Source organism: Amycolatopsis sp. NPDC057786 (assembly GCF_042797905.1).
Classification (GTDB): domain Bacteria; phylum Actinomycetota; class Actinomycetes; order Mycobacteriales; family Pseudonocardiaceae; genus Amycolatopsis.
This window is the reverse complement of sequence record NZ_JBHVKW010000012.1, coordinates 66,015-88,682: the sequence shown is the minus strand read 5'-3', so window position 1 is coordinate 88,682 and position 22,668 is coordinate 66,015. Positions and strand designations below refer to the sequence as shown.

General features: G+C 68.5%; 20 protein-coding genes and 1 riboswitch. Of the genes, 16 read left to right on the top strand and 4 right to left on the bottom strand.

Annotation, left to right across the window (positions count from 1 at the left end; genetic code table 11):
* Positions 1-19 precede the first annotated feature (19 nt).
* The 3 genes from ACFVM3_RS10685 to ACFVM3_RS10675 are packed head-to-tail and all read right to left on the bottom strand — an operon-like array spanning position 20 to position 1,967.
* A complete protein-coding gene (locus tag ACFVM3_RS10685; protein WP_378437567.1) occupies positions 20-709 on the bottom strand; it encodes an ABC transporter permease in 690 nt (229 codons plus the stop codon).
* Positions 706-1,593 carry an ABC transporter ATP-binding protein gene (locus ACFVM3_RS10680; RefSeq protein ID WP_378437565.1) on the bottom strand — a complete coding sequence of 296 codons (888 nt, stop codon included), beginning with the start codon at positions 1,591-1,593 and terminating at the stop codon, positions 706-708. Before ACFVM3_RS10680 ends, ACFVM3_RS10685 begins: the two co-directional genes overlap by 4 nt.
* Entirely contained in the window at positions 1,590-1,967 is a 378-nt protein-coding gene (locus tag ACFVM3_RS10675) for a GntR family transcriptional regulator (protein WP_034323460.1), read from the bottom strand. Before ACFVM3_RS10675 ends, ACFVM3_RS10680 begins: the two co-directional genes overlap by 4 nt.
* A 162-nt stretch (positions 1,968-2,129) precedes the next feature.
* Here ACFVM3_RS10675 and ACFVM3_RS10670 point away from each other — a divergent pair, with 162 nt between their 5' ends.
* The 3 genes from ACFVM3_RS10670 to aspS all read left to right on the top strand — a co-directional run bounded on the left by ACFVM3_RS10670 (position 2,130) and on the right by aspS (position 5,640).
* Positions 2,130-2,453 carry a PadR family transcriptional regulator gene (locus tag ACFVM3_RS10670; RefSeq protein WP_034323457.1) on the top strand — a complete coding sequence of 108 codons (324 nt, stop codon included), beginning with the start codon at positions 2,130-2,132 and terminating at the stop codon, positions 2,451-2,453.
* The gene (locus ACFVM3_RS10665) at positions 2,450-3,697 is read left to right on the top strand and encodes a DUF1700 domain-containing protein (RefSeq protein ID WP_378437563.1); all 1,248 of its coding nucleotides are present in this window, start codon (positions 2,450-2,452) and stop codon (positions 3,695-3,697) included. The genes ACFVM3_RS10670 and ACFVM3_RS10665 overlap by 4 nt, the downstream gene beginning before the upstream one ends.
* Before the next feature lie 689 nt (positions 3,698-4,386).
* Entirely contained in the window at positions 4,387-5,640 is a 1,254-nt protein-coding gene (gene aspS / locus ACFVM3_RS10660) for an aspartate--tRNA(Asn) ligase (RefSeq protein WP_378437561.1), read from the top strand.
* Positions 5,641-5,691: 51 nt separating this feature from the next.
* On the opposite strand, the gene ACFVM3_RS10655 is transcribed toward aspS, so the two are convergent.
* On the bottom strand, positions 5,692-6,216 hold the full coding sequence (locus tag ACFVM3_RS10655; protein ID WP_125673321.1) for a general stress protein: 525 nt from the start codon (positions 6,214-6,216) through the stop codon (positions 5,692-5,694).
* Positions 6,217-6,443: 227 nt separating this feature from the next.
* Between ACFVM3_RS10655 and ACFVM3_RS10650 the strand changes: the two genes are divergently transcribed.
* From ACFVM3_RS10650 to ACFVM3_RS10590, 13 genes are all read left to right on the top strand, one after another.
* A complete protein-coding gene (locus tag ACFVM3_RS10650; protein WP_378437559.1) occupies positions 6,444-7,808 on the top strand; it encodes a glutamine synthetase family protein in 1,365 nt (454 codons plus the stop codon).
* Entirely contained in the window at positions 7,789-8,502 is a 714-nt protein-coding gene (locus tag ACFVM3_RS10645; protein WP_378437557.1) for a gamma-glutamyl-gamma-aminobutyrate hydrolase family protein, read from the top strand. The genes ACFVM3_RS10650 and ACFVM3_RS10645 overlap by 20 nt, the downstream gene beginning before the upstream one ends.
* A complete protein-coding gene (locus ACFVM3_RS10640; RefSeq protein WP_378437555.1) occupies positions 8,499-9,863 on the top strand; it encodes an aldehyde dehydrogenase family protein in 1,365 nt (454 codons plus the stop codon). Before ACFVM3_RS10645 ends, ACFVM3_RS10640 begins: the two co-directional genes overlap by 4 nt.
* On the top strand, positions 9,864-10,631 hold the full coding sequence (locus ACFVM3_RS10635) for a 3-oxoacyl-ACP reductase (protein WP_378437554.1): 768 nt from the start codon (positions 9,864-9,866) through the stop codon (positions 10,629-10,631).
* Positions 10,632-10,925: 294 nt separating this feature from the next.
* On the top strand, positions 10,926-11,300 hold the full coding sequence (locus tag ACFVM3_RS10630; protein WP_378437552.1) for a hypothetical protein: 375 nt from the start codon (positions 10,926-10,928) through the stop codon (positions 11,298-11,300).
* 188 nt (positions 11,301-11,488) lie between these two features.
* Positions 11,489-11,582, top strand: a riboswitch (glycine riboswitch).
* 145 nt (positions 11,583-11,727) lie between these two features.
* Positions 11,728-14,559 (top strand): aminomethyl-transferring glycine dehydrogenase, encoded by a 2,832-nt coding sequence (gene gcvP, locus ACFVM3_RS10625; protein WP_378437551.1) that lies wholly within the window; start codon positions 11,728-11,730, stop codon positions 14,557-14,559.
* A gap of 8 nt (positions 14,560-14,567) precedes the next feature.
* Positions 14,568-15,659 carry a glycine cleavage system aminomethyltransferase GcvT gene (gene gcvT / locus ACFVM3_RS10620; RefSeq protein WP_378437550.1) on the top strand — a complete coding sequence of 364 codons (1,092 nt, stop codon included), beginning with the start codon at positions 14,568-14,570 and terminating at the stop codon, positions 15,657-15,659.
* Positions 15,660-15,675: 16 nt separating this feature from the next.
* Entirely contained in the window at positions 15,676-16,053 is a 378-nt protein-coding gene (gene gcvH, locus ACFVM3_RS10615; RefSeq protein WP_016336369.1) for a glycine cleavage system protein GcvH, read from the top strand.
* 1 nt (position 16,054) lies between these two features.
* Positions 16,055-17,323 carry a serine hydroxymethyltransferase gene (gene glyA, locus ACFVM3_RS10610; RefSeq protein ID WP_378437548.1) on the top strand — a complete coding sequence of 423 codons (1,269 nt, stop codon included), beginning with the start codon at positions 16,055-16,057 and terminating at the stop codon, positions 17,321-17,323.
* A complete protein-coding gene (gene lipA / locus ACFVM3_RS10605) occupies positions 17,320-18,321 on the top strand; it encodes a lipoyl synthase (RefSeq protein WP_378437546.1) in 1,002 nt (333 codons plus the stop codon). Before glyA ends, lipA begins: the two co-directional genes overlap by 4 nt.
* A 16-nt stretch (positions 18,322-18,337) precedes the next feature.
* The gene (locus ACFVM3_RS10600) at positions 18,338-19,711 is read left to right on the top strand and encodes an L-serine ammonia-lyase (RefSeq protein ID WP_378437544.1); all 1,374 of its coding nucleotides are present in this window, start codon (positions 18,338-18,340) and stop codon (positions 19,709-19,711) included.
* 88 nt (positions 19,712-19,799) lie between these two features.
* Positions 19,800-20,522 (top strand): FadR/GntR family transcriptional regulator, encoded by a 723-nt coding sequence (locus ACFVM3_RS10595; RefSeq protein ID WP_378437542.1) that lies wholly within the window; start codon positions 19,800-19,802, stop codon positions 20,520-20,522.
* Between the two features lie 135 nt (positions 20,523-20,657).
* Positions 20,658-22,598, top strand: a complete 1,941-nt coding sequence (locus ACFVM3_RS10590) for a transglycosylase domain-containing protein (RefSeq protein ID WP_378437540.1) — start codon at positions 20,658-20,660, stop codon at positions 22,596-22,598.
* The last annotated feature ends 70 nt before the right edge of the window (positions 22,599-22,668 follow it).

Below are 22,668 nucleotides of genomic sequence, written 5' to 3'. Positions count from 1 at the left end.
TCCTTGGTGTGGAAGGGTTTCAGACCGTGACGCGGCGCATCGTGGCGAATCCGCCCGCCCCCGCGACACACACCAGCAGGGCGAGTAGTCCGGTCACTCCGCCGACGGTCAGCGTGCTGAAGAACGCGCCGAGCTTCGGCCAGGAATCGGTCCAGCTGAGCAGCAGCACCCCGCCCAGCAGCACCAGGACCTGCGCGGCGCCGAACAGGACGACACCCACCACCGCGGCGCGCCGGTAGATCAGGCCGTACCACATGCCGTAGACGAACATCAGCGTCAGGAACACGAACGACGTGAGCAGAGTGAGGTACCAGGGACCGTCGAGCAGCCAGGGCACCCGGAAGTAGTTCAGCCCGACCCCCCAGCCGCCGGTCGCGTTCTCGATCGCCTGTAACACGACGATTCCCACCGCGTACAGCGCGGACAGCCCGGCGACCAGCAGGATCGTGCCCAGGTAGTACGACCGCCTCGACACGCCCAGCGCGAGCCCGAACGGCAGCGACTTCGTCATGCTCAAGGCGCCGCAGACGAGCATGAACACGTACAGCGTGAACAGGCCGCCGGAGTAGTTCTCGTCCGGTGTTTCGGGGAGCAGCGAGAAGATCGCGAGATTCACCCCGAAGGCGAAGAACGTGATGCCGACCGGGAGGACGACGTACTGGAGGCGGTCCACCAGGTGGTAGCGCGCGACGTTGACCAGGGTGTTCATGCGGACGCCTCCTCTGCGGCCTGTCCGTTGGAGGTGTGCACCATCAGTTGCTGCAAGGAAAGCGGCTCGAGTTTCAGGTGCAGGGCCTTCGCCTTCGCCTTCGAAGCGGCGTCGAGCGCGTCGGCGATGGTGACCGAAGCCCGCGAACCGATCTTGCGGCGATGCAGTACCCGGCGCCCGGTGACGAAGTCGTCCACCGCGAGGGCGGGACCCGAGACCGTGACGGCCGAGCCGCGCAGTTCGTCGGCCGCCGCGTCGAGGACCACGCGGCCCTTGTCGATCATCACGACGTGCTCCAGCAGATCGGCCACTTCGTCGATCAGGTGCGTGGAGAGCAGGATCGTGCGCGGACAAGCCGAATAGTCGTCGAGCAACCGGTCGTAGAACAACTGGCGCGCGACGGCGTCGAGGCCCGCGTACGGCTCGTCGAGCAGCGTGAGTTCCGCTCGCGCCGCGAGCCCGATCGTGATGGACAACGCCGAGCGCATCCCTCGCGAGAGCTTCTTGATCGGGCGCTTCGTCGGCAGGTCGAAGTCGCGGAGCAGCGTGTCGGCGAGTTCCGCGTCCCAGTTCGGATAGAACCACGAAGCGGCCGAAAGTGCGTGCCGCACCTTGAAATCCGGGAACTGCTGGTCTTCGCGGACGAGCACCAGGCGCTTCAGCACCCGCTCGTTCTCGACCGGGCTCTCGCCGAACACGCGGACCGAGCCCGCGCTGGCGAACTCCTGCGCGGTGACGATGCGCAGGAAGGTGCTCTTGCCCGCGCCGTTGCGGCCCAGCAGGCCGGTGATCTTGCCTTCTTCGATGTCGACCGAGACATCGCCGAGCGCGACATGGTCGCCGTAGCGCCGGGTCAGGCCGGTGGTCGAAATGGTCGGCGTCATGCGGCGGGTCCTCCGTTCCGGTGTCCGTTCCCGCGGATGAGCGAGATCAGGGTTTCGTCGTCGATGCCGAGGCGTCGCGCTTCGCTGAGCATCGGGTCGAGGTACTGCTCGGCGAACCGTTGCCGCCGGTCGGTGAGCAGCTTCTGCCGCGCGCCGGCGGCGACGAACATGCCGATACCGCGCCGTTTTTCCAGCAGGCCGTCATCGGCGAGCACGTTGATCCCCTTGGCCGCCGTCGCCGGATTGATCCGGTAGAAGGCGGCGAGTTCGTTGGTTGACGGCACGCGTTCCCCCTCGGCCAGGCTTCCCTCGGCGATGTCGTCGGCGATCTGTTCGGCGATCTGCACGAACAGTGGTGTTCCTTCGTCGAGCACGACACCTCCGTCCCCAGTCTTCGAGCACCTCATGGGTGCGGTGGTGCATTACTGGACTAAGTAACCCACGAACCACCCAGGGGACGCAAGTCGTCTCCGCCGTGCGCACTACTGTGCAATGCGTGGTACCTTCTGTTGCGTAAGACTGGGAGGGACGCGACTGTGGAGATCAGTCAGCTACTCAAGGGCGTGCTGGACCTCGCCGTTCTCGCGGTGCTTCGCGGAGAGGACGGCTACGGCTACGACGTACTCCGAAGACTTCGTATCGCGGGGTTGCAGGAGGTGGGCGACGCGTCGGTGTATGGGACGCTCCGGCGCCTGTACAAGGCGGGCCTGCTGACGTCCTATGTGGTGCCGAGCGAGGAAGGCCCGCACCGCAAGTACTACAGCCTCAACGAGCCGGGCCGCCAGCGGCTCGAAGAGTCGGGGCAGACCTGGCGGACTTTCGCCACGACGATGAACAGCCTGTTGGGAGAGGCAGCATGAGCACGCAGAATCCGACCGCCGTGCGGGTGTATCTGGCGAGGGTCAGGAGCGCGCTCGCCGACCTGCCCGAGAGCGAAGTCGAGGAGATCCTCGAAGACGTCCGGCCGCATCTCGCGGAGATGGAGGCGGAACTGGGGGACAACCCCAAGGTCGACGCCCTGATCGAGCGGCTGGGCAGTCCCGAAAGCTACGCCGCCGAGCTGCGGGCGTCCGGCGGCTACCCGCCGCGTCCGGCCGAGAGCGGTGACAAGACCGCCGTGCTGAAGGTGAAGACCGGGATCGGCGGAGCGCGGTTCGCGTTCTGGGGCCTGGTGTTCTCGGTCGGGGGCTTCGCGCTGTTCGGCTTCGCCGCCGCGGTGTGGGTTCGCGTGGAACCGTTGGTGGGCCTGCTTTTCGTCGCACCCGTGCTCGCGATCAGCGTCGCCTACGTGGTCCGGAAGGGGATCGCCCCGATCGCGGAACTGCCCGAAGTGGTCAAGCTCCGAGAGTTCGCGACCTCGGTGCAGAAGGACCGGAACAGCAAGGGGCTGAACTATCTCCGCTCGCTCAAGCCGGCGTGGTGGGTGCTGTGCGCGGCGGTGCTGGTCGTCTTCGGCCTGCTGCTCGTGCTCCGCGACACCGAAGCCGTGCTGCTCCTGCCGCTGATGCTGCTGGCGGCCGTCGCGGTGGTCTGGGCTGGCCCGAAGCTGAAGGCCGACCGGCGGCTGCTGTGGCTGGCCGTGCCGATTTCGGCGTTCGTCATCGGCAGCATGCTCGGCGGTGCGGGCGCGGCGGTCGACCTGATCGCCAAGCGGTCCTACAGCAATGGTTCCTACAACAGCGGCTACTCGCCGAACTACAACGACAACTACGGCAACCCGCAGCTGATGTACGGCAGCCAGGACGTGGAGAACATCTACGCGTTCGACGCCGAGGGCAAACCGCTGACCGAGATCTACCTCTACGACGAGGACGGCCGTCCGCTCAGCACGACCCGGTACGCCTGCGAGCGGAGCACGGGCGAGAAGCGGAAGGTCGGCGACGACAACCGTTATCCGCGTCCGCGGCTCGAGCGGGGAGTGCAGGACAGCGAGGGAAACCTCGACGGCTACAACGGTTCTCGCGGTTACTGTCTGGAAAGGACGGACGTGCCCTTCGGCGCGGCGATCCCGAAGGCCGTGCCGGTGCCGCCGACTTCGCAGGCCGCCCCGCCGTCGTCCACCTCGGTGGCTCCGCCGTCGACCCCCGCCCAGCCGACGCGCTAGGTGCCCGGGTGGAGGCGGACGTCGGGGGCCGCCTCCACCCGATTTCTCGGGCGGTTTGGGACGGGTAAGGCAAAGGTGGCAGGTTGCGAAAGTGGCTTTCGCAACGTCGAGGGGCAGGGTGCGGTAGCGAGGGGTTTTCGCTGAGCCCATGGGGCGAGATGGGTCGCGAAAGCCACCCGCGAACCCCGCGACCCGGCACCGCGGGACCTCGCCACGAAGGCTCCTTTCGCTGCATCAGACGCGGCGAAGGGAGCCTTCGACCCACCGTGGGCCCGCCCTCGATCACGCCACCTTTGACTTACCCCTCAATAGAACCCCCACTTGCCACTCACGACCACAAAGGCCGCCCCTCTCGTTACCGACCGCCGCATTCAGAGGACGAAATGCGGATGCGGGGGCGGCCCCGGGAGACGTAATCTCTGGGCAACACGCTGACGGAGACGAGTAGCCAAGGGAGCACGCGAGCCCAGAGAGCCGCCGGTAGCTGGGAAGGCGGCCTCGCGCCCTTCGGTGAAGACCCTCCCGAGTGCGGGGAGGAACGGCGTCCGCGCCCTATGCCCCGCCGTCCGGCCCTCGTCACGGGCCTTCGAGGCCGCCGTTCCCTGGCGGCGGCGAAAGTGCGGTGGTACCGCGAGTTCCCTTCTCGCCCGCACTCCCAAGGGGTCGCGCACATCCGTACAGGAGTTGTGATGATCTCGCGTGTCCTCGCCGCCGACCTGCCCCGGTACGTCGGCGGCCGTGTCCGCATCGCCGGCTGGGTGCACCGCCGGCGCCGCCTGAAAACCGTCACCTTCCTGGTGATCCGGGACCGTTCCGGACTCGCCCAGGTGGTCCTCGCCGAATCCGGTGGCCCGCCTGAAGAAACCGTCGTCGAGGTCGAGGGGCTCGTCACCGCGAATCCGCAGGCGCCGGGTGGCCTCGAACTCACCGAGCCGTCCGTCAGACTGCTCTCCGAGACCGCCGCACCACCGCCGTTCGACCTCTACCGGCCGTCGATTCCGGCGACGTTGCCCACGGTGCTGGACAATGCCGCCGTCGCGCTGCGGCATCCGCGCCTGAAGGAGGTGTTCGCGGTCGCGGCGGCGAGCGTCGCCGGGTTCCGGTCGGCACTCGACGGACTCGGGTTCACCGAAACCCATACGCCCAAGATCGTCTCGTCGGCCACGGAATCCGGCGCGAACGTCTTCGGCATCGACTACTTCGGCGAGCGGGCCTTCCTGGCGCAGTCGCCGCAGTTCTACAAACAAGCCCTGGTCGGGGTCTTCGAGCGGGTCTACGAGGTCGGTCCGGTCTTCCGCGCCGAACCGCACGACACCGCGAGGCATTTGGCGCAGTACACCAGCCTCGATGCCGAACTCGGTTTCATCGACGACCACCACGACGTCATGACGGTGCTGCGTGCGGCGATCGCCGGGATGGCCGCCGCGGTTCCGCAGGCGGAAGTCGTGGTGCCGGAGGAGATTCCGGAGATCCACTTCGCGGAAGCCCAGAAGCTGATCGCACGGCGGTCGGAAGAGGACCCGCGTGGCGAGCCCGACCTCGCGCCCGTGCACGAGCGGCTGCTTTCGGACTGGGCGTTGCGCGAACACGGATCGGAATTCCTGTTCGTCACCGGCTATCCGATGGTGAAGCGGCCGTTCTACACGCATCCGGACCCGGAGCGGCCCGCGTACTCCAACAGTTTCGACCTGCTTTTCCGTGGGCTGGAACTGGTGACCGGCGGGCAGCGGCTGCACCGGCACGCGGACTATGTCGCCGCGCTGGCGGCGCGCGGTGAGTCCGCCGAGCCCTACCGGGACTATCTGGCGGTCTTCGCACACGGGATGCCGCCGCACGGTGGTTTCGCGCTCGGTCTCGAACGCTGGACCGCCCGGTTGCTGGGGCTGCCCAACGTGCGTCAGGCGACGCTCTTCCCGCGCGACCTGCACCGCCTGACCCCGTAAAGCCGCGAGCCGGCACCTCGTGTGGAGGTGCCGGCTCGCGTGGGGTGAGGCTCAGTGGGTGAACGCGCTCCTGGCGGCCAGGTCGGCCAGCAGGGCGCGGCCCTTCTCGGCGTTGCGCGGCTGGGCCAGGACGTCGTAACGCCGGGCGACCAGCTGGCTCTGCGAGATGAACCCGCGCTTGTTCTTCGAAGCCGCGTACCCCAGCGCGCCGAACAGCAGGTTGAACCCGATACCGCCGACGAGGCCGACGAGGATCGGCACCAGTCCGGCGCCCGGGTTCAGCAGGCTCAGCACGAGGCCGAGGAACATACCGAACATCGCGCCCGACAGCGCCGAGCTGGTCAGCACCTTGCTCCAGCCCATCCGTCCGGCGATCCGCTCGACCAGGACCGGCTCGACACCGACGATCGTGACGTCCGTGATCGGGAAGTCCGTTCCCGCGAGGTGGTCGACGGCACGCTGCGCTTCGGAGTACGACTCGTACGAGCCGATCGGCCACCCACTGGGCATCGTCGGGAGCTGAGCCCGCCCCTGGGGCTCGGTGAACGTGGTCTGCTGCGTGAATGCCTGTGTCATTCCTTCTCACCTCTCTTGATCCGTACAACGTTCCGGGTGTGCGGATCTCCTCCCGTCCGGCGGGATTCACAGCATCTTCTCAGCCGGGCATCGCAGACAATCCGCCCAGGGATCAACTACGGTGTGCAATGGGTAACGAACCAGACCATTGGTCGAGTTGACCGTGTCGGGCCGACCCGGTAGGAAGAAGCCGCAAAGGTACCGCTTCGAACCTTTAGGTGAGGCTGATGGCGAACAGGCGCGGCATGCTCACGCTGGATCGGCTCCGGGAACTGGTCGAGGACGGCACCGTGGACACGGTGCTGGTGGCGATCACCGACATGCAGGGCAGGCTGCAGGGCAAGCGCTGCGCCGCCGAGTACTTCCTCAACGAGGTCGTCGAACACGCCACCGAAGCGTGCAACTACCTGCTCGCGGTCGACGTGGACATGAACACCGTCGACGGCTACGCGATGTCGTCCTGGGAGACCGGCTACGGCGACTTCGTCATGCGCCCCGACTTCGGCACGCTGCGCCTGCTTCCGTGGCAGGAGGGCACCGCGCTCGTCCTCGCCGACCTCGAACGGGTGGAAGGCGGCGCCGTGGCCCCGTCGCCCCGCCAGATCCTGCGCGGCCAGCTCGACCGGCTCGCCGCCCGTGGTCTCACCGCGTACGTCGGGACCGAACTGGAGTTCATCGTCTTCGACGACACCTTCGAGTCGGCCTGGGACAAGCGGTACCAGGACCTGCGCCCGGCCAACCAGTACAACGTCGACTACTCGATGCTCGGCACCGCGCGGATCGAGCCGCTGCTGCGCCGTATCCGCAACGAGATGGGCGGAGCGGGCCTGTACGTCGAGTCCGCCAAGGGCGAGTGCAACCCCGGCCAGCACGAGATCGCGTTCCGCTACGCCGACGCGCTGACCACCTGCGACAACCACAGCGTCTACAAGACCGGCTCCAAGGAGATCGCCGCGCAGGAGGGCAAGAGCCTCACGTTCATGGCGAAGTACAACGAACGCGAGGGCAACTCCTGTCACATCCACATCAGTCTGTGCTCCGCCGAGGGCGAGCCCGTCCTGGCGGGTGACGGGCCCGGCGGGTTTTCGCCGCTGATGGAGCACTTCCTCGCCGGCCAGCTCGCCGGGCTGCGTGAGCTGACCTACTTCTTCGCACCGAACATCAACTCCTACAAGCGTTTCGTCCCCGGAAGCTTCGCGCCGACGGCCGTCGCGTGGGGCACCGACAACCGCACGTGCGCGCTCCGCGTCGTCGGGCACGGAGACTCGCTGCGCACCGAGAACCGCGTCCCGGGCGGCGACGTGAACCCGTACCTCGCGGTGGCCGCGCTGATCGCGGCCGGACTGCACGGCATCGAGAACGAACTGGAACTCGAACCGGAGTTCCAGGGCAACGCCTACGGTTCCGGCAAGCCGACCGTGCCGACGACTCTGCGGGAAGCCTCGGCGCTGCTGGACAAGAGCGAGCTCGCGAGGGCGGCGTTCGGGGACGAGGTCGTCGACCACTACCTGAACGCGGCGAAGGTCGAACTGACCGCGTACGACGCCGCCGTCACCGACTGGGAGAGGATTCGTGGCTTCGAACGTCTCTGAGCCCCTGATCGGGCTCACCTCCTATCTGGAGCCGGCGAAGTTCCTCGTCTGGGAGACCGAAGCCGCGCTGCTGCACCGGGTCTACGTCGACGGGATCGTCGCGGCGGGCGGCGTCCCGGTCCTGCTGCCGCCGGTGAGCGGAGCACACGATCGGCTGATCTCCGCCGTGGACGGGCTCGTGCTGGTCGGTGGCGCCGACGTCGACCCGGCGCGCTACGGCCAGGAGCAGCACGCGACGACGTACACGAGGCCGAACCGGGACGCCTTCGAGTTCGGCCTGCTGCGGTCCGCCTTGTCCGCCCGTAAGCCGGTGCTCGGTGTGTGCCGGGGGCTGCAGGTGCTCAGCGTCGCGCTGGGCGGCACGCTCGCGCAGCATCTGCCGGACACTTTGGACAGTGCGGATCACCAGCCCGCGCCGGGGACCTTCGGCACCACTACGGTGAGCCTTGCCGAGGGCAGCCGTGTCGCGTCGATCCTCGGCGCCGAGACCAAGGTGCCGTGCTACCACCATCAGGCGATCGACAAGCTCGGCGACGGGCTGGTCCCGGTCGGCTGGGCCGCCGACGGGACCATCGAGGCGGCCGAACTGCCCGGCGACGGGTTCGCCATCGGCGTCCAATGGCATCCCGAACAGAATCCCGACGACATCAGGCTTTTCGAGGCGCTGGTGAAAGCTGCGAAGGAGCACCCATGACCACGTTCGAGGTGATCAACCCCGCCACCGAAGAGGTGGTGAGGTCGGTCGAGCTGACCTCGGCCGAGGAGACCGACGCGGCGATCGCCCGCGCGCACGCGGCGTTCCCCGCGTGGCGCGCGGTGGCTCCGGGCGACCGGGCGCGGCTGCTGCGCCGGTTCGCCGACGCCGTCGACGCCGACATCGAGAACCTCGCCCAGCTGGAGGTCGCCAACGCCGGCCACACGATCGGCAACGCGCGCTGGGAAGCGGGCAACGTCCGCGACGTGCTGACGTACTACTCGGCTTCGCCCGAACGGCTGAGCGGCAAGCAGATCCCCGTGCCCGGCGGCGTGAACATGACGTTCCACGAGCCGCTCGGCGTGGTCGGGGTGATCGTGCCGTGGAACTTCCCGATGCCCATCGCGGGCTGGGGGTTCGCGCCCGCGCTCGCCGCCGGGAACACCGTCGTGCTCAAACCCGCCGAACTCACCCCGCTGACCGCGATCCGGCTCGGCGAACTCGCTCGTGAGTCGGGGATCCCCGAAGACGTCTTCCAGGTGCTTCCCGGCAAGGGAACGGTGGTGGGGCAGCGTTTCGTGGACCACCCGGCGGTGCGGAAGGTGGTGTTCACCGGCTCGACCGAGGTCGGCAAGCAGATCATGGCGGGCTGCGCCGCGCAGGTGAAGCGGGTGACGCTGGAACTCGGCGGCAAGAACGCGAACATCGTGTTCGCCGACGCCGACCTGGACAAGGCCGCGGCCACCGCGCCGTACGGCGTCTTCGACAACGCCGGGCAGGACTGCTGCGCGCGGTCGCTGATCCTGGTGCAGTCGAGCGTGTACGAAAAGTTCATGGAGCTGCTGGAACCCGCGGTGAACGGTGTCGTCGTGGGGGATCCGCGGCTGGAAGTGACCGAGATGGGGCCGCTGATCTCGGCGGGGCACCACGCGAAGGTGTCGTCCTATGTGGACGACGCTGCGCCGGTCGCCTTCCGGGGCAACGCGCCCGTCGGTCCCGGATACTGGTTCGCGCCGACCGTCGTCACCCCGCCGGACCTGCGACATCCGCTGGCGTCGGACGAGATCTTCGGCCCGGTCGTCGCCGTGGTCCCGTTCGACGGCGAGGCGGACGCGGTGACCATGGCCAACCACACCGAGTACGGGCTGTCCGGCTCGATCTGGACCCGCGACGTCGGCCGCGCCTTCCGCGTCGCGCGCGGCGTCGAAGCGGGGAACCTGTCGGTCAACTCGCATTCGTCCGTCCGGTATTGGACGCCGTTCGGTGGGTTCAAGCAGTCCGGGCTGGGCCGGGAACTCGGCCCGGACGCCGTCGACGCCTTCACCGAGACCAAGAATGTCTTCATCAGCACGGAGGGTTAAATGGTTCAGCGTTTCGAAGGCCGCGTCGCGGTCATCACCGGCGGGAGCAGCGGCATCGGTCTCGCCACCGCGCGGCGGCTGGCGAGCGAGGGCGCGAAGGTCGTCATCGGCGACATCTCCGCCGACGCGGGCAAAGCCGCGGCCGACGAGGTCGGCGGTCTGTTCGTGCAGGCCGACGTCACCGACGCCGAGCAGGTCGAGGCCCTGTTCCAGACCACTGTGGACACTTTCGGCTCGGTCGACGTCGCGTTCAACAACGCGGGTATCTCCCCGCCAGAGGACGACTCGATCCTCACCACGGGCATCGACGCGTGGGAGAAGGTGCAGAAGGTCAACCTGACGTCGGTGTACCTGTGCTGCAAGGCGGTACTGCCGCATATGCAGCGGCAGGGCAAGGGCTCGATCATCAACACGGCGTCGTTCGTCGCGGTGATGGGCGCCGCGACGTCGCAGATCTCCTACACCGCGTCCAAGGGCGGGGTGCTGGCGATGAGCCGGGAGCTGGGCGTGCAGTTCGCGCGGGAGAACATCCGGGTGAACGCGCTGTGCCCGGGACCGGTGAACACGCCGCTGCTGAAGGAACTGTTCGCGAAGGACCCCGAGCGGGCGGCGCGGCGGCTGGTGCACGTGCCGGTCGGGCGGTTCGCGGAGCCGGAGGAGATCGCGGCGGCCGTCGCGTTCCTGGCGAGCGACGACGCCTCGTTCATCACGGCTTCGCAGTTCCTGGTGGACGGCGGGATCTCGGGCGCCTACGTCACCCCGCTCTGACCCCGCGCGTTCAGTCCTCTAAATGCGCTGAAGTACATGATGGCCCCCTTCCTTGCGCCTAGGTACAGGAAGGGGGCCTTCATGTACTCGGGCCGGCCCGGCCGTCGCGCTCGGTCCGGGAGCCGAAGGACGCTTTCCCCGCGTCTCGTGCGGTGAAGGGCCCTTTCGCCTCGCGTGGCCAGCCCCCCGTCACTCGTCCCGGTGGCTGGGATGGCGGGCCGCTGACCTGCGCTGTAGTCCTGAGACGCGGGATCGCCCGGTCCCGCGATCCGAACAGCGCGGGAGGCCCGAAGAATGACCCGGCAGATGAGCACCGCCATGCGTGACTGCATCGATCTGTGCAACGAGTGCCACGTCCGGTGCGAGGAGATGATGACGCGCTGCATGGAGCTGGGCGGCGCGAAGCTCGGGATGATGATGGTGACCTGCGCGGACATGTCCCGCATGTCCGCCGACATGATGATGCGCTGCTCCGCCATGGTCGCCGACCTCGAGATGATGCGCATGTGCGCGAAGATGTGCGGCCTCGCCTCCCAGATGATGCGCATGTGCGCCGACGAGTGCGCCAGGACCGGTGACGCCGAGCTCGCCGACGCCGCCGACATGATGATGCGGTGCGCCGAGCTCTGCGGCACCATCACCGCCGAGATGATGATGGAGAACGCGTAACTCGCGTGATCGGGGCCGTCACTCGCGTGATCGGAGGCGTAACTCAAGAGTTCCGTCTCCGATCACGCGAGTCACGACTTGAAGCACGTGAGTGACGGCTCTGGACACGCAAGTGACGTGCTCGGCTGGAAGTAGACGCGCGTTGAACACGCCAGGTACGGTATGCGCACAACTTCAGACAGGGCCGTCGAGCTGGAGCGGGAGAGCCCCCACGAACGTGGTGGGGCACCGAAGGAGCAAACTCCCCGGAATCTCTCAGGTACCCACTACCGCTTCACGCGAGGCCACTCTGGAAAGCAGGCGCGCAAGTGCGTCTCACCCAAGGTGAAAGCCACCCCGTTCACGGGTGGTGAAACTCTCAGGTGCCATGACAGAGGGGGAGTTCCCAGCGCACCGGTCTATCCGGCGCCTGACCCAAGGAGCTCCCTTGACCAGTACGTCCTTCGACGACCGGCACATCGGCCCCTCGGAGTCCGAGCAGGCCAAGATGCTCGCCGAGGTCGGCTACGGCAGTCTCGATGCCCTGGTGCAGGCCGCCGTGCCGTCCGCGATCCGGGTCACCCGCGACCTCGAACTTCCCCCCGCGGCGTCCGAAGAGGACGCCATCGCCGAGCTTCGCGCGCTCGCCGCGCTCAACAAGCCGATGACGCAGATGATCGGTCTCGGCTTCCACGACACGGTCACCCCCGCGGTCATCCGCCGCAACGTGCTGGAGAACCCGGCCTGGTACACGGCGTACACGCCGTATCAGCCGGAGATCTCGCAGGGCCGTCTCGAAGCCCTCCTCAACTTCCAGACCATGGTCTCCGAGCTGGCCGGTCTCGCCACCGCGAACGCCTCGCTGCTCGACGAGTCCACCGCGGTCGCCGAGGCCGTCATGCTGATGCGCCGCGCGTCGAAGGCGAAGTCCAACAAGGTCGTCCTCGACGCCGAGTGCCTGCCGCAGACCATCGCCGTCGTCCGCACCCGCTGCGAAGCCATGGGCGTCGAGGTCGAGGTCCGCGACCTGCTCACCGGCCTGCCGGAGGAGTTCTTCGGCGTCGTCGTCCAGTACCCGGGCGCTTCCGGCGTGCTGCGCGGCGCGGGCTTCTACTCCGCCATCTCCGAGACCGCGAAGGCCGCCGGCGCGCTGTACACCGTCGCCGCCGACCTCCTCGCCCTCACCCTGATCACCGCGCCGGGTGAGTTCGGCGCCGACATCGCCGCCGGTTCCACCCAGCGCTTCGGCGTCCCGCTCGGTTACGGCGGCCCGCACGCCGGGTACATGGCCGTCCGCGCCGGGCTCGAGCGCTCGCTGCCGGGCCGCCTGGTCGGGGTCTCGGTCGACGCCGACGGCAACCCCGCGTACCGCCTCGCCTTGCAGACGCGTGAGCAGCACATCCGCCGTGAGAAGGCGACCTCCAACATCTGCACCGCGCAGGTCCTGCCCGCCGTGCTCGCCGCGATGTACGCGGTCTACCACGGTCCGGACGGCCTCAAGCGCATCGCGACCCGCGTCCACGGGCTCGCCGCGGGACTGGCCGACGCCCTCCGCGCGGCGGGCGTCGAGGTCGTCCACGAGGGCTTCTTCGACACCGTCCTCGCCCGCATGCCCGGGCAGGCCGAAGCGGTCGTCGCGGTCGCGCGCGAGAACGGGATCAACCTCGGCCCGGTCGACGCCGACCACGTCCGCATCGCCGTCGACGAGGTCACCACGCCCGCGATCATCGCCAAGGTGCTCAACGCGTTCGGCATCGACACCGCGGCCGCCGACGCCCACGCGCTGCCCGCCGGCCTCGGCCGCGAGAGCGAGTACCTCACCCACGAGGTCTTCCACTCCCACCGCTCCGAGACCGCGATGCTGCGCTACCTGCGCAGCCTGTCCGACCTCGACTACGCGCTCGACCGCGGCATGATCCCGCTCGGCTCCTGCACGATGAAGCTCAACGCCACCACCGAGATGGAGCCGATCAGCTGGCGCGAGTTCGCGGGGATCCACCCGTTCGCGCCTGCCGACCAGGCCGAGGGCTACCACACGCTGGTCGAGCAGCTGTCGAGCTGGCTGGCCGAGGTCACCGGCTACGACAAGGTGTCGCTGCAGCCGAACGCGGGCAGCCAGGGCGAGCTCGCCGGCCTGCTCGCGATCCGCGCGTACCACCACGCGAACGGGCAGGCCGAACGCGAGGTCTGCCTGATCCCGTCGTCCGCCCACGGCACGAACGCCGCCTCCGCGGTCATGGCCGGGATGCGCGTCGTCGTGGTGAAGTGCACCGCCGAGGGCAACGTCGACCTCGACGACCTGCGCGCCAAGGTCGAGGCCCACCGCGACACGCTGTCCGCGATCATGGTCACGTACCCGTCCACGCACGGCGTGTACGAGCACGGCATCGACGAGCTGGCCAAGATCGTCCACGACGCGGGCGGCCAGGTCTACGTCGACGGCGCGAACCTCAACGCGCTGCTCGGGCTCGCCAAGCCGGGTGAGTTCGGCGGCGACGTCTCGCACCTCAACCTGCACAAGACCTTCTGCATCCCGCACGGTGGCGGCGGCCCCGGCGTCGGCCCGGTCGCGGTCCGCGCGCACCTCGCGCCGTACCTGCCGAACCACCCGATGCTGGAGAAGGCCGGCCCCGAAACCGGGGTCGGCCCGATCAGCGCCGCCCCGTACGGTTCGGCGTCGATCCTGCCGATCTCGTGGGCGTACGTCCGCATGATGGGCGCGGGCGGGCTCACCGCCGCGACGCAGGTCGCGGTCCTCGCGGCGAACTACGTGGCCAAGCGCCTCAACCAGCACTACCCGGTGCTCTACACCGGCCAGGACGGCCTGGTCGCGCACGAGTGCATCCTCGACCTGCGGGGGCTCACCAAGGAGACCGGCGTCAGCGTCGACGACGTCGCGAAGCGCCTGATCGACTACGGCTTCCACGCGCCGACCATGTCGTTCCCGGTCGCGGGCACGCTGATGGTCGAGCCGACCGAATCCGAGGACCTCGGTGAGATCGACCGCTTCATCGCGGCGATGATCGCCATCCGCGCGGAGATCGACGCCGTCGCGCAGGGCAAGTGGGCCGCGGACAACAGCCCGCTGCGCAACGCCCCGCACACCGCCGAAACCCTGGTCGGTGACTGGGACCTGCCGTACGACCGCGAACTGGCGGTGTACCCCGCCGGGGTGAATCGCAAGGCCAAGTACTGGCCTCCGGTGCGCCGCATCGACGGTGCGCGCGGGGACCGTAACCTCGTCTGCTCCTGCCCGCCGCTCAACGCCTACGAGAACTGAGGCACTTGATGTCGAAAGAGACGTCCCTGCACGGAGTCCACAAAGGACTGGGTGCGCTGTTCACCGATTTCGCGGGCTGGTCGATGCCGATCCGCTATTCCAGCGAGCTGGCGGAGCACAAGGCGGTCCGCGAGGCCGCGGGCCTGTTCGACCTCTCCCACATGGCCGAGATCGAGGTGACCGGCCCGCAGGCGGCCGACACCCTCGACTTCGCGCTGGTCGGCAACCTGTCCGGGGTCAAGCCGGGCCGGGCGCGCTACACGATGATCTGCGACGAGAACGGCGGTGTGCTGGACGACCTGGTCGTCTATCGCCTCGCCGACGAGAAGTTCCTGGTCGTGGCCAACGCGGGCAACGCCGACGTGGTCGCGCAGGCGCTGGCCGAGCGGGTCTCCGGGTTCGACGCGGTCGTCGAGAACAAGTCCGAGGACGTCGCGCTGATCGCCGTCCAGGGCCCGAAGGCCGTCGAGATCCTCAGCGCCGTCACCGACGCCGACCTCGGCGCGCTCAAGTACTACGCGAGCGTCCCGGCCGTCGTGAAGGGGCACGACGTCCTGCTCGCCCGCACCGGCTACACCGGCGAGGACGGCTTCGAGCTGTACGTCCCGGCCAGTGAGGCTCCCGCCGTCTGGCGCATCCTGACCGACGCCGGAGAGCCGCACGGCCTGCTCCCGGCCGGTCTCGCCTGCCGCGACACGCTGCGTCTCGAAGCCGGAATGCCGTTGTACGGCAACGAACTCAGCCTCCAGCTGAGCCCGTTCGAGGCCGGTCTCGGCCGCGTGGTCAAGTTCGAGAAGCCGGGCGACTTCGTCGGCAGGGCCGCGCTCGAAGAGCTGTCCAAAAAGGATGTTCCCCGCGTGCGTGTGGGGCTCAAGGGCTCCGGCCGCCGCGCGCCGCGTCACGGCTACACCGTCCTGGCGGGCGAGACCGAGATCGGCGAGGTCACCAGCGGTGCCCTCTCGCCGACACTGGGTTACCCGATCGCCATGGCCTATGTGGACCGGGAACACTCCGAGCCCGGCACCGAGCTTTCCGTCGACATCCGGGGTCGTATCGAGCCCGTCGAGGTCGTCGCCCTGCCCTTCTACTCCCGCGCCTGAAAGGCCCCTGAACACCATGAGCATCCCCCAGGACCTGAAGTACACGAAGGAACACGAGTGGCTGAACGTCGCCGACGGCGTCGCCACCGTGGGCATCACCGCCTTCGCCGCCGAGTCGCTCGGTGACATCGTGTTCGTCCAGCTCCCCTCGGTCGGCGACACCGTCACCGCGGGCGAGGTGTTCGGCGAGGTCGAGTCGACCAAGTCGGTCAGCGAGCTGTACGCACCCGTGGACGGCGAGGTCGTCGAGGTGAACGAGGCCACAACGGACACCCCCGAGCTCATCAACTCGGACCCGTACGCCGAAGGATGGCTCCTGAAGGTGCGTCTGTCCGGCGACGTGCCCGCCCTGCTCGACGCCCAGGCTTACGCCGTCCTGACCCAGGAGAACTGAGATGTTCAACGCTGCCCTGTCCGAAGTGGACCCCGAGGTCGCCACCGCCGTCGCGGCCGAGCTCGACCGGCAGCAGTCGACCCTGGAGATGATCGCCTCGGAGAACTTCGCCCCGGTGGGCGTGCTGGAGGCGCAGGGTTCGGTGCTGACCAACAAGTACGCCGAGGGCTACCCCGGCCGCCGCTACTACGGCGGCTGCGAGCACGTCGACGTCATCGAGCAGCTGGCGATCGACCGCGCGAAGGCCCTGTTCGGCGCCGAGCACGCCAACGTCCAGCCGCATTCGGGCGCGCAGGCCAACGCCGCCGCCATGGTCGCGGTGCTCAACCCCGGCGACACCATCCTCGGTCTCGACCTCGCGCACGGCGGGCACCTGACCCACGGGATGAAGATCAACTTCTCGGGCAAGCTCTACAACGTCGTCGCCTACCACGTCGACAAGGAGACCGGGATCGTCGACGTCGAGGAGATCGAGCGCCTCGCCAAGGAGCACAAGCCGAAGCTGATCATCGCCGGCTGGTCGGCGTACCCGCGTCAGCTCGACTTCGCCGAGTTCCGCCGCATCGCCGACGAGGTCGGCGCGAAGGTCATGGTCGACATGGCGCACTTCGCCGGTCTCGTCGCCGCGGGCCTGCACCCGAGCCCGGTGCCGTACGCGGACATCGTCACCACGACCACGCACAAGACCCTCGGCGGCCCGCGCGGCGGCATCATCCTGTCCCGCCAGGAACTCGCCAAGAAGATCAACTCTGCGGTGTTCCCCGGTCAGCAGGGCGGTCCGCTGGAGCACGTCATCGCCGCCAAGGCCGTCGCGCTCAAGATCGCCGCGAGCGAGGAGTTCCGCGAGCGCCAGCAGCGGGTGCTCGAAGGCGCGAAGATCCTGGCCGACCGCCTTTCGCGCACGGACTGCACCGAAGCCGGTGTCCGCGTGCTGACCGGCGGTACCGACGTGCACCTGGTGCTCGTCGATCTGGTCAACTCCACTTTGGACGGTCAGCAGGCCGAGGACCGGCTGCACTCGGTCGGCATCACGGTCAACCGCAACGCCGTTCCGTTCGACCCGCGTCCGCCGATGGTCACCTCCGGCCTGCGGATCGGCACCCCGGCGCTCGCGACCCGCGGCTTCGGCGCCGAGGACTTCGCCGAGGTCGCCGACATCATCGCCGAGGCGCTGCGCCCGGACTTCGACGAGGACCTGCGCCAGTCGCTGTCCGCCCGTGTCGAGCTGCTGGCCAAGAAGCACCCGCTGTACGCGGACCTCAACCGATGAGCGCGCTCCCCGAGGGGCGCAAACTTCTCCGGCTGGAAGTCCGCAACGCGCAAACCCCGATCGAGAAGAAGCCGTCGTGGATCAAGACACGGGCACGCATGGGTCCGGAGTTCACGGAGCTCAAGGGCCTGGTCAAGCGTGAAGGCCTCCACACCGTGTGTGAGGAAGCCGGCTGTCCCAACATCTACGAATGCTGGGAGGACCGTGAGGCGACGTTCCTGATCGGTGGGGACCAGTGCACGCGGCGTTGCGACTTCTGTCAGATCGATACGGGCAAGCCTGCGGCGTTGGATCGCACCGAGCCGCGCAAGGTGGCGGAGTCGGTGCAGGCCATGGGTTTGCGGTATTCGACGGTGACCGGTGTCGCGCGTGACGATCTGGAAGACGGTGGCGCGTGGCTGTACGCGGAGACGGTGCGTCAGATTCACGCGCTGAATCCGGGTACGGGTGTCGAGCTGCTGATCCCGGATTTCAACGCCGACCCCGACCAGCTGGCCGAAGTCTTCGGCTCCCGCCCCGAGGTGCTGGCGCACAACGTGGAGACGGTGCCGCGGATCTTCAAGCGGATCCGGCCTGGTTTCCGGTACGCGCGGTCGCTGGAGGTCATCACGAACGCTCGTGAGGCGGGTCTGGTGACGAAGTCGAACCTGATCCTGGGCATGGGCGAGACCCCGGAAGAGGTCGCGCCCGCGATGAAGGACCTGGTCGACGCGGGCTGCGAAATCCTCACGATCACCCAGTACCTGCGGCCGTCGCCGAGGCATCATCCGGTGGATCGGTGGGTGAAGCCGGAGGAGTTCGTCGAGCACTCGAACGCCGCCGAGGCGATGGGCTTCGCTGGTGTGATGGCCGGGCCGCTCGTACGCTCGTCGTATCGGGCCGGTCGCCTGTTCGCGCAGACGAAGGCCCACCGCGGCGAAGAGCTGTCGGAGAACTTGGCCCATCTCGCCGCCGAAGGGCCCGCGGCCCAAGAAGCCAGCTCACTGCTGGCCAGATAGGAAGGAGGGCAGATCAATGGCGATCAGCGTCTTCGACCTGTTTTCGATCGGCATCGGCCCCTCCAGCTCCCATACGGTGGGCCCGATGCGCGCCGCACTGACCTTTGTGGACGGTCTGGCCGCCGACGGCGACCTGACGGCCACGACGCGCGTCCAGAGCGAGCTTTTCGGTTCGCTGGGCGCGACCGGGTTCGGCCACGGCAGTGACAAGGCCGTGCTGCTCGGGCTGTCGGGGGAGCGTCCGGAGGACATCGACACCGACACGGTGCCCGGCAAGATCGCGGAGATCCGCGAATCCTGCCTGCTGAAGCTGCGCGGTGAGCACGAGATCGTGTTCACCGAGGACAGCGATCTGACCATGCACCGGCGGAAGTCCTTGCCGGCGCACCCGAACGGGATGATCTTCCGTGCCTTCGACGCCGATGGGAAGGTGCTGCGCGAGCGGACCTACTACTCGGTCGGCGGCGGGTTCGTGCGCGATGAGTCCTACGAGACCGACACTGTCGTCGTCGAGGACTCGACGCGGCTGGAGTTCCCGTTCCGTACCGGCGCGGATCTGCTGAAGCACTGCGAGGACACCGGGCTGCCGATCAGCGAGATCATGCTGCGCAACGAGCTTTCGTGGCGCACGCGTGAGGAAGTTCGCGAAGGGCTGCTGGAGATCTGGCAGGTCATGGCGGAATGCGTGCGCAACGGGTGCGAGCACGAGGGTGTTCTGCCGGGCGGGCTGAAAGTGCCGCGCCGCGCGAAGGCGTTGCACGAGAAGCTGCTCGCCGAGGACGGCGTCGGCGACCCGCTGTACGCGATGGACTGGGTGAGCCTGTACGCGCTGGCGGTCAACGAGGAGAACGCCGCAGGCGGCCGCGTCGTCACCGCGCCGACCAACGGCGCGGCGGGGATCATCCCGGCCGTTCTGCACTACTACCAGCGGTTCATCCGTGGCTCGTCGGACGACGGCATCGTGACGTTCATGCTCACCGCGGGCGCGATCGGCTCGATCCTCAAGCAGACGGGCTCGATCTCGGGTGCCGAGGTCGGCTGCCAGGGTGAGGTCGGTTCGGCCAGCGCCATGGCCGCCGCCGGACTCACCGAGGTCCTCGGTGGTTCACCCGCGCAGGTGGAGAACGCCGCCGAGATCGGCGTCGAGCACCACCTGGGGCTGACCTGCGACCCGGTCGGCGGGCTGGTGCAGATCCCGTGCATCGAGCGCAACGCCGTCGGCGCGTCGAAGGCGATCCACGCCGCGCGGATGGCGATGCGCGGCGACGGTTCGCACATCGTGACGCTGGACAAGGCGATCAAGACGATGCGTGAGACCGGCGCCGACATGAGCGTGAAGTACAAGGAGACCTCGCGCGGCGGCCTCGCCGTGAATGTCATCGAATGCTGACCCCTCGCCTTTAGTCCTCGCGATGCGGTAGTTGCACACGCAAGTACCGCATCCCGAGGACGAATTGCGGGCCGCCTAAACTCGAAGAGTGGAGTCGAGCACGGTCGCGAACGCGGGTGACGCGCTGTTCCGCCCGGTGCGCGCGGGCAACGCCTTCGAGGAGACCGTCGAAAGGCTGCTCCAGGCCATCCGGCTGGGCGTGGTGGGCGCGGGGGAGCGGCTGCCTTCGGAACGCGAACTCGCCGAGCGGCTCGGGGTCAGCCGGGTGACGCTGCGTGAGGCCATCCGCGCGCTGTCCGACGCGGGGTACGTCGAGTCGCGGCGCGGGCGGTACGGCGGCACATTCGTCAACGACGTCCTGCCCGACCCGCCCGCCGCAGAGGGACGCAAGGTCGACAACGCCACCCTGGAGGACGCGCTCGGCCTGCGGCACGTCCTGGAGACCGGCGCCGCCGAGATGGCGGCCTCGCGTTCGCTCAGCCCGGCCGACCGCCAGCATCTGACCAGCACACTCGCCGAGGCCGCGGCGGCCGACGTCGGCGACTACCGCCGCAAGGACTCGCGGCTGCACCTGGCGATCGCCGAGGTCACCGCGTCCGGATCGCTCACCACGGCGATGGCCGACGCGCGGATGCGGGTCAACCAGCTGCTCGACATGATCCCGCTGCTCGAACCGAATCTGGAGCACTCCAACGCCCAGCACGAGGCGATCGTCGACGCGATCCTCGCCGGGGACTCCGAAGCGGCCCGCCGGGCGATGACGGAGCACGTCGAAGGGACCGCTTCGCTGCTTCGCGCGTTCCTCGCCTGACCGGCCCGCATTTCGTCCTCTGAATGCGGTGGTTCGTGATGCCAACTACCGCATTCAGAGGACGAAATGCGGGGGCCGGACGCGATTCGGTGATTTTCCCACAACCTTTTCACTCGTTCGGGCGTCTAACCTGGCGTGGAGAACCCGGATGAGGCAGACGCACCCGAGTCGGAGACCACGGCCACTCCCGAGCCGAAGGGCAAGAAGCGCAGGTGGCGACGGATCGCCGCCTGGACGCTCGGCCTGCTCGTCGGCATCCCCGTCGTCGCGTTCGGGCTCGCGTACCTCCTGCTCGACGTCCGCAGCCCGCAAGAGGTCCTCGCCGACCTCGACAAGACCGTCGTCCTGCAGAACGCCGACGGTTCCGAACTGCTCAAGGTGGTCCCGCCCGGCGGCGACCGGCTGTTCGTGCCGTACGACACCGTCCCCGCGAAACTGCGCGACGCGATCGTCGCGACCGAGGACCCGACCTTCTGGGACAACGAGGGCTTCGACCTCACCGGGCTCGGCCGCGCGCTGGTGACCGGCGTCGGCGGCGGTTCGGGGATCACCCAGCAGTACATCAAGAAGTCCACCGGCAACGAGGACGCCACCCTCACCCGCAAGTTCTCCGAGCTGGTGCTCGCCACGAAGATCACCCAGCAGCAGACCAAGAAGGAGATCTTCGAGAGTTACGTCAACATCATCTCGTTCGGCCGCGGCACCTACGGCCCGGCGTCGGCGATGAACGCCTACTTCGGCCGCAAGCTCGACGACTCGATGACCTGGAGCGAGGCGGCGTTCCTCGCGGGCATGATCCAGTCACCCTCGGTGCACGATCCGTACGCCTCCAGCCACGAGCACGCGAGGAAACGCTGGTCCTACGTGGTGAACAAACTGGTCTCGCGCGGCTACGTGAGCCAGGCCGAAGCGGTCGCCATGACCTATCCGGAGGACGCGATCCAGGCGCCGTCGGAGACCAGGGCCGGTCGCGTGACCTACGAGCAGTACCACATCAAGCAGCAGGTCCTCGCGGAACTGGAACAGGTCGGCTACCCGCTCGACCGGCTCCGCGGCGGCGCGATGAAGGTCGAGACGACCATTGATCCGCGAGCGCAGGCCGAAGCCGAGAAAGCGGTCAAGGAGCGGTTGAAGGGGCAGCCGGAGCACTTCCGCGCGTCGCTGGTCGCCGTCGAACCCGGGACCGGCGCCATCCGCGCCTACAACGGCGGTGGCTGGAGCGTGCACGACTACGCCGGCACCCCGTACGGCACCGGCTCCGCCTTCCAGCCGTTCATCCTCGCCGCCGGTCTCGAACGGGGCGTCGGCGTGGACGAACCGCTCAAGGCGCCCGCGGAGGTCGACTTCCTCGGCGAAAACTTCACATTCGAGGATCAGTGCGGTGAAGCCGGGAAGTGCACGCTGCGCGAGGCGATGGGACGGGGAGCGCAGGGTCCGTTCGTCGACCTGGCGAAGAAACTCGGCGCGGAAGCGGTCCGCGAAGGCGCCCGCGCGGCGGGGATCCCCGAGGCCGTCGACGGCGTGGTGACGTTGCGGGAGAAGGACGGTTTCCTGATCGGCCCGGGGATCGCGGTCGGCCGGTATCCCTTGCGCCCCAGCGACATGGCCGGCGCCTACGCGACCTTCGCCGCCGACGGCCTGCGCGCCACCCCGCATCTGGTGTCGAAGATCCGGGACGAGAACGGCGAAATCGTGTGGGAACGGCCGTCGGACAGGGCGCCCGCGTTCGAGGACGACGAGGCGCTGAGCCGCCGGATCGCGGGCACGATGAACCAGGTGCTCGCCACCGGGCTGAAGGACCGCCCGGCGGCACTGAAGACCGGCGAGTTCCAGTACAACGAGACGGACGACAACGCCGGCGGCTGGGCGGTCGGGTACACGCCGCAACTCGCGACCGCGGTCTGGGTCGGCGCCGACGAGCCGCGCCGGATGCGGGACGCCGCCGGGGAGAAACTGACCGGCCGGACCATCCCGGCCGACCTGTGGCAGCGCTTCATGAACGGCGTGCACCAGGGGATGCCGGTGCGGTGGCCGGAGGGCTCGGGCCCGCGGCCGGTCACGACGGCGCCGCGGTGATCCCCGCGTGATTGAAGGCGTAACTCGCGTGATCAGGGACGTAACTCGCGTGATTGGAGACCGCACACCC

Bases quoted from the DNA above. Each gene is read 5' to 3' on its own strand.
- ACFVM3_RS10685 (WP_378437567.1), bottom strand. From the start codon at position 709: ATGAACACCCTGGTCAACGTCGCGCGCTACCACCTGGTGGACCGCCTC.
- ACFVM3_RS10680 (WP_378437565.1), bottom strand. From the start codon at position 1,593: ATGACGCCGACCATTTCGACCACCGGCCTGACCCGGCGCTACGGCGAC.
- ACFVM3_RS10665 (WP_378437563.1), top strand. From the start codon at position 2,450: ATGAGCACGCAGAATCCGACCGCCGTGCGGGTGTATCTGGCGAGGGTC.
- aspS (WP_378437561.1), top strand. From the start codon at position 4,387: ATGATCTCGCGTGTCCTCGCCGCCGACCTGCCCCGGTACGTCGGCGGC.
- ACFVM3_RS10655 (WP_125673321.1), bottom strand. From the start codon at position 6,216: ATGACACAGGCATTCACGCAGCAGACCACGTTCACCGAGCCCCAGGGG.
- ACFVM3_RS10650 (WP_378437559.1), top strand. From the start codon at position 6,444: ATGGCGAACAGGCGCGGCATGCTCACGCTGGATCGGCTCCGGGAACTG.
- ACFVM3_RS10640 (WP_378437555.1), top strand. From the start codon at position 8,499: ATGACCACGTTCGAGGTGATCAACCCCGCCACCGAAGAGGTGGTGAGG.
- ACFVM3_RS10635 (WP_378437554.1), top strand. From the start codon at position 9,864: ATGGTTCAGCGTTTCGAAGGCCGCGTCGCGGTCATCACCGGCGGGAGC.
- ACFVM3_RS10630 (WP_378437552.1), top strand. From the start codon at position 10,926: ATGACCCGGCAGATGAGCACCGCCATGCGTGACTGCATCGATCTGTGC.
- gcvT (WP_378437550.1), top strand. From the start codon at position 14,568: ATGTCGAAAGAGACGTCCCTGCACGGAGTCCACAAAGGACTGGGTGCG.
- gcvH (WP_016336369.1), top strand. From the start codon at position 15,676: ATGAGCATCCCCCAGGACCTGAAGTACACGAAGGAACACGAGTGGCTG.
- glyA (WP_378437548.1), top strand. From the start codon at position 16,055: ATGTTCAACGCTGCCCTGTCCGAAGTGGACCCCGAGGTCGCCACCGCC.
- lipA (WP_378437546.1), top strand. From the start codon at position 17,320: ATGAGCGCGCTCCCCGAGGGGCGCAAACTTCTCCGGCTGGAAGTCCGC.
- ACFVM3_RS10600 (WP_378437544.1), top strand. From the start codon at position 18,338: ATGGCGATCAGCGTCTTCGACCTGTTTTCGATCGGCATCGGCCCCTCC.